The organism is Streptomyces sp. NPDC060027, from assembly GCF_042737005.1.
Lineage (GTDB): Bacteria > Actinomycetota > Actinomycetes > Streptomycetales > Streptomycetaceae > Streptomyces.
The window spans coordinates 36,746-45,754 of sequence record NZ_JBHWVI010000051.1 but is presented as its reverse complement, the minus strand read 5'-3'; the positions used below and the strand labels follow the sequence as shown (position 1 = coordinate 45,754).

Annotated in this window: 8 protein-coding genes; 2 read left to right on the top strand and 6 right to left on the bottom strand. The window is 70.6% G+C overall.

Features of this window, described 5'->3' with window-relative positions; all coding sequences use genetic code 11:
• Window positions 1–63 precede the first annotated feature (63 nt).
• The 4 genes from ACFWBT_RS15830 to ACFWBT_RS15815 form a co-directional block, all read right to left on the bottom strand.
• Window positions 64–744 (bottom strand): response regulator, encoded by a 681-nt coding sequence (locus tag ACFWBT_RS15830; protein ID WP_385700240.1) that lies wholly within the window; start codon window positions 742–744, stop codon window positions 64–66.
• Window positions 741–2,546, bottom strand: a complete 1,806-nt coding sequence (locus ACFWBT_RS15825) for an ATP-binding protein (RefSeq protein WP_385700237.1) — start codon at window positions 2,544–2,546, stop codon at window positions 741–743. The genes ACFWBT_RS15830 and ACFWBT_RS15825 overlap by 4 nt, the downstream gene beginning before the upstream one ends.
• 193 nt (window positions 2,547–2,739) lie before the next feature.
• Window positions 2,740–3,684: a sucrase ferredoxin gene (locus ACFWBT_RS15820; RefSeq protein WP_385700235.1), complete on the bottom strand. Its 945-nt coding sequence runs from the start codon at window positions 3,682–3,684 to the stop codon at window positions 2,740–2,742.
• Window positions 3,685–3,871: 187 nt separating this feature from the next.
• The gene (locus ACFWBT_RS15815; protein ID WP_385700233.1) at window positions 3,872–5,131 is read right to left on the bottom strand and encodes a citrate synthase; all 1,260 of its coding nucleotides are present in this window, start codon (window positions 5,129–5,131) and stop codon (window positions 3,872–3,874) included.
• A gap of 97 nt (window positions 5,132–5,228) precedes the next feature.
• On the opposite strand from ACFWBT_RS15815, the gene ACFWBT_RS15810 reads away from it, so the two are divergent.
• Window positions 5,229–6,398, top strand: a complete 1,170-nt coding sequence (locus ACFWBT_RS15810; protein WP_385700248.1) for a citrate synthase — start codon at window positions 5,229–5,231, stop codon at window positions 6,396–6,398.
• A 299-nt stretch (window positions 6,399–6,697) separates the two neighbouring features.
• Here ACFWBT_RS15810 and ACFWBT_RS15805 read toward each other — a convergent pair whose 3' ends face one another.
• Complete coding sequence (locus ACFWBT_RS15805; protein ID WP_385700230.1) at window positions 6,698–6,934, bottom strand: hypothetical protein; 237 nt, start codon at window positions 6,932–6,934, stop codon at window positions 6,698–6,700.
• A 124-nt stretch (window positions 6,935–7,058) separates the two neighbouring features.
• Window positions 7,059–7,592 carry a DUF6082 family protein gene (locus tag ACFWBT_RS15800; RefSeq protein ID WP_385700246.1) on the bottom strand — a complete coding sequence of 178 codons (534 nt, stop codon included), beginning with the start codon at window positions 7,590–7,592 and terminating at the stop codon, window positions 7,059–7,061.
• Between the two features lie 340 nt (window positions 7,593–7,932).
• Between ACFWBT_RS15800 and ACFWBT_RS15795 the strand changes: the two genes are divergently transcribed.
• Window positions 7,933–9,009, top strand: a complete 1,077-nt coding sequence (locus ACFWBT_RS15795) for a CobW family GTP-binding protein (RefSeq protein ID WP_385700228.1) — start codon at window positions 7,933–7,935, stop codon at window positions 9,007–9,009.

Below are 9,009 nucleotides of genomic sequence, written 5' to 3'. Positions count from 1 at the left end.
GTCCTCTCCCGGCAGTCGTACGCGCGACCGGTGCGACCGCCGCCCCGCCCGGCGTACCTGGCCTCAGGCGCGGGTCGCCCAGACGTAGCGATGCTCCGGGCGGCCCGCGTCGCCGTATCTGAGGGTCAGCCTGGCCCTCCCGGTGCGCTCCAGGAGCTTCAGATAGCGCTGGGCGGTCTGCCGGCTCAGTCCGGTCTCCTCCGCGATCTCCTGGGCCGACAGCGGGCCCTCGGCGCCGAGCAGGGCGCGCCTGACGAGATCGGCGGTCGGCGGGGAGTGGCCCTTGGGCAGATTGGGTTCGGCGCTTGCCGAGAGGGCCCCGAAGATCCGGTCCACCTCCGACTGTTCGGCCTCCCCGCCGCCGTCGAGGGTGCGTCGAAGATCCGCGTACGCCTCCAGCTTGGCGCGCAACCCGGCGAACGCGAACGGCTTGACCAGGTACTGGAGCGCGCCCTGCCGCAGCGCCGCCTGGACGGTCGAGACGTCACGGGCCGCGGTCACCATGATCACGTCGGTCTGGTGGCCCCGTCGGCGCATCTCCTGGACGACCGCGAGACCCGTCTCGTCCGGCAGGTAGTGGTCCATGAGGACCAGGTCCAGGTGCGGCAGGGCCTCCATCAGGCGCAGCGCCTCGGCGGCACTGTGCGCCTCGCCCGCGGCGTGGAAGCCCGGCACCTTCTCGACGTAGGCGGCGTTGACGCGAGCGACCCGTGCGTCGTCGTCCACGACCAGGACCTCGATCATCGAGACTCCTCCTCGGCGTTCCTGCCGTTCCCGGCGGCCTCGGCGTTCCTGGTGTCTCCGGTGGCGGCATCGGGGGTTTCCGGAGACGGGAGCCGGCGTACGACTCCTGGTCCCTGGCCAGGGACGGGGGCGAGCCCGTCCACCGACGCGAGCCCGCTCCGCCCGGCGCCCCCGTTCTCCCGTGCGAGCGCCGGCTCCGTCAGCGCCTCAGGCAGGACGATCGTGAACTCCGCGCCTCCGCCGTCCGCGTCGGCCACCTCGGCGCTCCCGCCCTGCCGCTCGGCGAGTCGCCGCACCAAGGAGAGGCCGATTCCGCGCTTGCCGTGTGCCGGGGGCTTCTTGGTGCTCCAGCCGTCCGTGAAGATCAGCTCCCGCCGCTCATGCGGGATGCCGGGTCCGGTGTCCCGTACCCGCAGGACGGCGGTGCGTCCCTCGGAACGCAATTCGACCTCCACGCGCGCGTGGGGCGTGCCCGCGACGGCGTCCATGGCGTTGTCGACGAGGTTCCCGACGACCGTGACGAGCCCTCGCGGGTCGATCAACCGATCCGGCAGCAGTGTCCCGTCCGAGATCCACAGCGCCACGCCACGCTCGGCCGCCACGGTCGCCTTGCCGACCAGCAGGGCGGCGAGCAGCGGATCGTGGATCTTCTCGGTGACCTGCTCCGCGGTGACCCTGTGGTCGCCGACCACCTCTCCGACGAACTCCACGGCGTCGTCGTACATCTCCAGTTCGAGAAGACCCAGGAGCGTGTGCATGCGATTGGCGTGCTCATGGTCCTGCGCGCGCAAGGCGTCGATCAGGCCCCGCGTGGAGTCGAGCTCCCGGCCGAGTTGCTCCAGTTCGGTCCGGTCGCGCAAGGTCGCGACGGCGCCACCGTCCTCGGTGGGCATGCGGTTGGCGACCAGGACGCGCTGGCCGCGGACGGTGAGCAGGTCCGTGCCGGTGACGCGGCCGGCCAGCACATCGGTCGTCCGGCCGGGGCCCAGCGCGTCGTCGAGGGGCTGCCCGATGACCTCGGCGCCGACCCCCAACAGTCGCTGCGCCTCGTCGTTCAGAAGGCGTACGCGACCGCCGCGGTCCAGGGCGACCACACCCTCCCGGATGCCGTGCAGCATCGCCTCCCGCTCCTCCAGCAGGGCCGAGATGTCGGAGAAGGCCAGGTCACGGGTCTGCCGCTGGACCCTGCGGGAGATCAGGTAGGCGGCCAGCGCGCCTACGGCCATGGCCCCGCCCGCGTACGCGAACAGCCCCGGGATCGCGTCGATCAACCGGGCCCGGACGCTGTCGTACTCGATGCCCACCGAGACCGCGCCGATGATCCTGTGGTCGGCGTCCCGCAGCGGCACCTTGCCCCGTGCGGAGCGGCCCAGCGTTCCGGTGTCGATCTCCATGACGTCCCTGCCGGCCAGCGCCAGGCGAGGGCTCGTCGAGACCGGTTCGCCGATCGCCGCGGGGTCCCGGTGCGACCAGCGGATGCCCCGCATGTCCATCACGACGACATAGTCGGCCCCGCTCGCCTTCCGTATCCGCTCGGCCTCGACCTGCACGGGACCGGTCGCGGAGGGGGCGGTCCTGCGGAGGTCCACGGCGATCTGCGGCTGCGCGGCCGTGGTCTGCGCGATCGCGAGGGCACGCCGCATGGCCTGGTCGTCCAGCTGCGCGCTCAGCGGTGCCAGGAACAGCCCGGTGGCGAGCACGGCGACTCCCGCCGCGATCGCGATCTGCATCAGCAGCACCTGCGAGAACACCCGCCGCGGCAGACCGAGGCGCAGTCGTCGTGCGGGCGGAGTGGGGCTCATGCCCACGACGGTACGGGGGTGTGCGCGCTCCCCCGAAGGGAGTGTGGCGTGGATCTCCCGATCAATGGGTGAGGCGGTCGGGCGCATGCCGGCGGACGCATGCCGGACCGGGCCGTCGGGCAGCCAGGGCGTCGCCGATCGGGCGGAGGGAGCCGACGACGGTCCGGCTCGGGGGCGGTGGGGACCAGGGTCCTCAGCAGGCCACAGGGACAGCCGTCTTCTCCAGCTGCCGTACGGCCACCACGTCCATCCGAGCGGGTGAACCCAGTGCCGAGCCACAGCTCTCCGGGCGGGGCGGCAGCGAGGCGCCTCGCGCGACGATGACACGCCACACACGGCCGTCGGCGTGGGCGACGGTCACCTCCCAGCGAGGCGCGGTGCCGTCCGTGCGGACCACCGTGAGGACGCCGGCGGCATGCTCCCCCGAAGCCGTCCGTACGGCCAGCTCGGCCGCCTGGCCGGGGCGTTCCCAGGCGGAGTTCCCTCGACAGCCCTCGGTGACGACACGGCCCTCCCGGACGCCCTGGAGGATCTCCTTGACGGCGTGGGCTTGGGCGCGGCCGTACGCGTACCCGTACGGCAGGACGAGCACCGTGGGCGAGAAGCGATGACCGCCCAGATGAGTGACCTCCCAAGCGCCGTTCACGCCGGAGGCGGCCAGTTCCGCCGCCAGGGGGCGTCCGAGCAGGGCGCAGCAGCGGTCGCGCTTGCCGTTGGTGCAGACGAGGGCGAGCGGATCGTTCATGTGGGGCCGCCCCTGGAGAACCTCGTCGAAGGAGCGTGGATCACCCGTGCCGAGTGCGGTGAAGTCGAGATCGAGCACCTGCTCGGGATCACGTGTCATGGCGGAGTGCAGCCATTCGTTTCCCGGAGTGGTGTGGGCCGCGTACACATGCCTCTCGGCGGGCGTACCGCAGTCGGCGTGGCGCCCGGGACGGCGGATGAGCGCGATCCGCACCCCGGTGCCCTGGGCGGCCGCTTCGAGGGCACGGCCGACCGTGGGATCCAGGTGGCTCGAAGTGAGCGCCTGGGCACCCCAGGGTCCGGGCTGCTCGATCAGCAGCCATGTTCTCGCGGTGGCCGCGGTCCCCGCCAGGGGCTCGTCGAGGTGCCGCGACGCGGTCGTGCACATACTCACAGAGGTGAGCCTAACCTGACTTGGCTCAGGGCGACTTCCCGCCGTGTACCCGGGGCGCCTCAGGGGTGGTCCGGGCGCGCGGCAGGGCGTGGGGAAGTGGGGCATGGCAGGGTGTGCGGGAGCGCGCGGGGAGAGCGCGCCGTGCGCCCTGCCCAGGCTCGCCCCACGCGCTGTCCGTGTACGGCGTCTAGCGGGGGAGCGGCCGCGGCGGACGCTCGCCCACGTAGTGCCCGCTCGGTCGCATCCGCAAGGGGCGCTCCCCGTACTCCTCCAGGGTGTGGGCGATCCAGCCCGCGGTCCGGGCGACAGCGAAGATCGTCTCTCCCGCGGAGGCCGGCATGCCGGAGGAGACGGTGAAGGCGGCCAGGGCGAGGTCGACATTGGCGTGCAGGGGCGCGTGGCGGGCCGTGGTCGTCACCACGTCCCGGGCCGCCGCCAGAGCGGGCGCGGCACCGGGCACCTCCTCCAGGAGAGCGAACAGGGCACGCGCGCGTGGATCTTCGCCGGTGTAGAGCCGATGGCCGAGTCCGGGAACACGGCGTCCGGCGCGCAGCTCGTCGGCTACCACGGGAGCGGCCGTGCCCTGGTCCAGTACGTCGAGCAGCAGGCGGTGCGCGAGGCCGCTGGCCGCCCCGTGCAGGGGCCCTTCGAGGACGCCGAGGCCCGCCGACACGGCCGCGTACGCGTGGGCGCGGGCCGAGGCCGCGACCCGGACCGCCAGCGTCGAGGCGGCCAGGTCGTGGTCCACGAGCAGCCCGAGTGCCGTGTCCAGCACGCGCAGTGACGCGTCGTCGGCCGGGCGACCGGTGAGCCGTGCCCACAGGCGACGAGCCAGCGGGCCCTCGTCGCGGTGGTCGTGGCGTACGGGGGGAAGCGCGGCGACGAGGGTGGGGATCAGGGTGCGCCCGGTGCCGAGCACGGCGCTCTCGGAGAGGTCGAAGCGCAGGGGGTCGGCCGCCGCGGCGGCGATCGCCGCGACGCGCAGCCGGTCGGTCGGGCCGCTGTGCTCGGGCAGCGCGTCGACACTGCGCCGGGCGACGGCCACGGACGCCTCCGGGGCCGTGAACGTGACACCGGGGCGCAGTTCGCCGGTCCACAGCCATTCGGCGATCTCTTCGTAGGAGTACCGCGCGGCCAGTTCCGTCGCGTCGACGCCCCGGAAGTAGTACCGGTCCTGGTCGATCAGGGTGATGCGGGTACGGACGGACAGCTCGCCACTGCCGCTCGAACTGCCGCCGCCCTCACGCCTGTTGCGCCGCGCTAGGGCCTCCACCTCCTTGGTGTCGAACGTGCTCCCGCGCCCTCCCGGTTCCCGCCGGCTGCTGAGCTGACCGCGGCTCACATACGCGTACACGGTCTCCGCCTTCACGCCGAGCAGTTCGGCGGTCTCCTTGGTGCTGAGCCGTCGACCCTCGTGCGCTGGCGTTGCCGCCTCTCGATCCCTCATGAGCGCCACCGTATCTGTGGATCACTATATTGATTGGATCAATATTGACAGCTATATAGTCAAGCATGGACAGTCGAATCAAGTCCAGGGAGGAAACATGCCGATCAACCGGGCCGCGTCCACCTCTGTCGACGTACCGCGAGGACTCGCGGGCGTCGTCGTCACCGACACCGAACTGGGTGACGTCAGAGGACTGGAAGGCTTTTACCACTACCGCCAGTATTCGGCCGTCGACCTCGCGCGGACCCGCGGCTTCGAGGACGTCTGGTATCTGCTGGTCCACGGCGAGCTGCCCGACGAGACGTGCCGTGCCGCCTTCGTCGCGCGGACGGCGGGGCTGCGCGGACTGCCGGACGAGGTGCGCGCCGCTCTGCCCGCGATCGCGGCGGCGACCCGGCTCTCGGGACCGCTCGCCGGGCTGCGCACCGCGTTGTCGCTGCTCGGAGCCTCGCTGGGGTTCCGTCCGGTGTACGACATCGACGCCGAGCGGCGTCGCGACGACGGCCTCGCGGCGACGGCGGCCGTGCCGGCGTTGCTCACCGCGCTGTACCGGCTCGGGCAGGGGCTGGAGCCGGTGGAGCCGCGCGAGGACCTGGGGTACGCCGCCAACTACCTGTACATGTTGACGGGTTCGGAGCCGGAAGCTGCCCGGGCTCGTGCGGTTGAGCAATATCTCATCTCAACCATTGACCACGGATTCAACGCATCAACGTTCACTGCGCGGGTGATCGCGTCGACCGGCGCGGATGTGGCGGCCTGCCTCGTGGGCGCGGTCGGGGCCCTCTCCGGCCCTCTCCACGGCGGTGCTCCCAGTCGTGCCCTGGACACGCTCGACGCGATCGGAACTCCCGACCGTATCGACCCCTGGATCCGCGAACGCGTCCTCGCCGGCGATCGCATCATGGGCTTCGGGCACCCCGTCTACCGCACGGAGGATCCGCGTTCGCGCATGCTGCGCGGCATAGCCCAGGGGTTCGGCGGCCCGCTCGTCGACTTCGCGGTCGAAGTGGAACGACAGGTGGAGGCGATCCTGGCCGAACTCAAGCCGGGCCGCGAGTTGCACACCAATGTGGAGTTCTACGCCGGTGTGGTCATGGAACTCTGCGGGCTGCCCCGCGAGATGTTCACCCCCACGTTCGCCGCCGCACGGGTGGTCGGCTGGAGCGCCAACATCCTGGAACAGGCGGAGGACTCGAAGATCATCCGCCCGGCGGCCCGGTATGTGGGACCGGAGGCGCCGGTGCCGGTGCCGAGGGCTTCTTCCTAGGTCTGCCGTCTGCCGTCTGGAGTCCGTGCGCGGTGTCGCGGGACGGGACCGGCGACCAGGGGACGGCTCGGACGAGAGGTCCAGCACCGGTCGGGGCTGGACCTCAGGAAGCTTCTGTCGAGCGGTGCGACGCGGGGTGAGCGCTGGCGTTGCTCGGGCTCCGGTGACAGGGATGCTGCGCGGGGCGTGTGGATGGGTGCAAGGCGGGCCGAGGAATACGTGCGCTCTCCGGAGATGGGTCGGGGTGACCGAGGGATCTCGACGGCAACGGTATGCCTTGTCTCAGCCCGGTGACCGCCTCACTTCTCGGGAATGTCCCTCTTCGCGCGGAGGAGGGTCTCCCGGCTGATGACCACGATGCGCTCGTGGTCCGCACGCGCCGCGTCGTGAGGAAGCTGGCCGTCGAGCGTCGCTGTCGCCTCCGTGCCGATGACGGCGAAATTCCCGTCACTGAGCTCAAAGATGTCCGGGCACGTCTCGCCCGTCAGACTGCCTCGTTCGCGGGGAGACGCGCCGATGCGGCGCACGATCTTCAAGTGGATCCCGGTCCTCAAGTCTAGGCAATGAAAACGGGGACACCCTAGCCGAGAGTTTAGCCGGTTAAACATGCCCGTGTTGGGCCAACTGGCCTACTGGGGCTGCCTGTTCGGTAACCAAACGTCAGTCCTGTTCCGAGGGTGGCTCACCTACGACCCACCACTCATCCGTGTCCGATTCGTCCAGATCGTGGATGAGGGTGTCCACCATTCGGCCGACCCGTGCCTCCTGCGACGCCTCTTCGAGGCTCGCGCGGTGGTGGCGTGACGCGTTCCAGTAGTCCCGAAAGAGCGCGCTCTGGCAGATCACCCGAAGATGACCGTGCAACTCATCCCAGCTGACGTCCCCGGCCCGGTACGCGCGCAGGATGCTCGTGTAGAGAGCGTTGGCGAAGAGATACTGCCGCCGTCTGGTCGGATTCACCTCGTTGATGGTGCTCAGCACCTCGGCGAGATCCGGATCGTCCAGCGCCTTGTCGAGGAGGTAGGTCTGAAAGCGTTGCTGTTCCGCCAGTCGCGCGTTCCGGTAGTCGGCCTGCTCCACCTGCGCGACTCTCAGGCGAAGCGCCTCGAACCGTCGCTGCTGAGCGGCCAGTACGGCGAGGACCCCGACCGCGAACGCGAGCCCTGCCGTCGCGGCAGAACTCAACCCCCGCACCCCTTGGTTCCGTGTGGTCATGTCAACCCCCGAATCAGGCGACCGTCCGCCGGTCGTCGGTTGTGGGCGACAGGGAGCGGACCGGCGAGCGGTGGGCGGCGCGCTTGCCGCCCCCCAGTGTTGCCGAGCGGCTCTGATCGGCAGGGAGGCGGAGAGGAGGCGCACGGAGGGATGTGCGGGTCGCGTTCGCCGGCGCCATGTCCAACGTGTGCCCCGCGAGCGCCGCTAACAATCGTTCACTTCGGGGCGTTTCCTCCCACTCGTATGCTTGGTCGGCATTCATTCCCCGCGTGAGCGCCGGTCCCGTGAGCCGGTGCGCGCACAGGTTCAGAGAGGGCGCATGGTGAGTCAGTCGAGTCCCCGGCAGATCCCGGTCATCGTTCTCGCCGGCTTCCTGGGTTCCGGCAAGACCACGCTGCTCAACCATCTCCTGCACCGCAGCGGTGGCAGCCGTATCGGAGCCGTCGTCAACGACTTCGGGGCGATCGAGATCGACGCGATGGCGGTGGCCGGAGCACTCGGTGACTCCACTGTGTCGCTCGGCAACGGGTGTCTGTGCTGTGCGGTCGATGTCGGTGAGCTTGATCAATATCTGGATCGGCTCGCTCAACCCTCCGCCCGTATCGACGTCATCGTCATCGAGGCGAGCGGGCTCGCCGAGCCCCAGGAACTCGTGCGCATGGTCCTCGCCAGCGAGCTTCCGGGCATCGTGTACGGAGGGCTCGTCGAGGTCGTCGACGCCGCCGAGTTCGCCGGCACACGCGAGAAGCATCCCGAGATCGACCGGCACCTCGCCCTGGCCGACCTCGTCGTCGTCAACAAGATCGACCGGGCCGACGACGGCGAAGGCGTGCTGCGCGTCGTCCGGGAGCTCGCCGACCGCGCCGCGGTCGTCCCCGCCACCTACGGCCGCGTCGATCCGGAGTTCCTCTTCGACTGCAGGCCGAGCGAGGAACGCGTCGGACAGTTGTCCTTCGACGATCTCCACGATCACGAGGAGGACGGCCCGGGGGCGAGCGACCGTCACGGGGAGCGCGGCCACTCCGGTCATCTGCACTCCGCCTACGAATCCCTCTCTTTCACCTCCGAAGTGCCCCTGGGGCCACGGCGGTTGATGGCCTTCCTCGACAGCAGGCCCGAAGGGCTCTACCGGATCAAGGGGTACGTCGACTTCGGCGTCCAGGACGCCCGCAACCGGTACGCCGTGCACGCCGTCGGGCGGTTCCTGCGCTTCTATCCGGAGCCCTGGGCCGGTTCGGCCGAGCGGCTCACCCAGCTCGTTCTCATCGGCTCCGGGATCGACACGGTGGCGCTGACCAAGGAGCTGGAGGCATGCAAAGAGGACGCCCCGCACGCCGATGAACACAGCATGTGGGGCGTCCTCCGCTACGTACAGGAGCCGAGCCCGGAGGGCTGA

What these genes read in the sequence shown, in the direction of transcription:
- ACFWBT_RS15830 (WP_385700240.1), bottom strand. Translation starts at nt 744, where the DNA reads ATGATCGAGGTCCTGGTCGTGGACGACGACGCACGGGTCGCTCGCGTC.
- ACFWBT_RS15825 (WP_385700237.1), bottom strand. Translation starts at nt 2,546, where the DNA reads ATGAGCCCCACTCCGCCCGCACGACGACTGCGCCTCGGTCTGCCGCGG.
- ACFWBT_RS15815 (WP_385700233.1), bottom strand. Translation starts at nt 5,131, where the DNA reads ATGAGGGATCGAGAGGCGGCAACGCCAGCGCACGAGGGTCGACGGCTC.
- ACFWBT_RS15810 (WP_385700248.1), top strand. Translation starts at nt 5,229, where the DNA reads ATGCCGATCAACCGGGCCGCGTCCACCTCTGTCGACGTACCGCGAGGA.
- ACFWBT_RS15795 (WP_385700228.1), top strand. Translation starts at nt 7,933, where the DNA reads ATGGTGAGTCAGTCGAGTCCCCGGCAGATCCCGGTCATCGTTCTCGCC.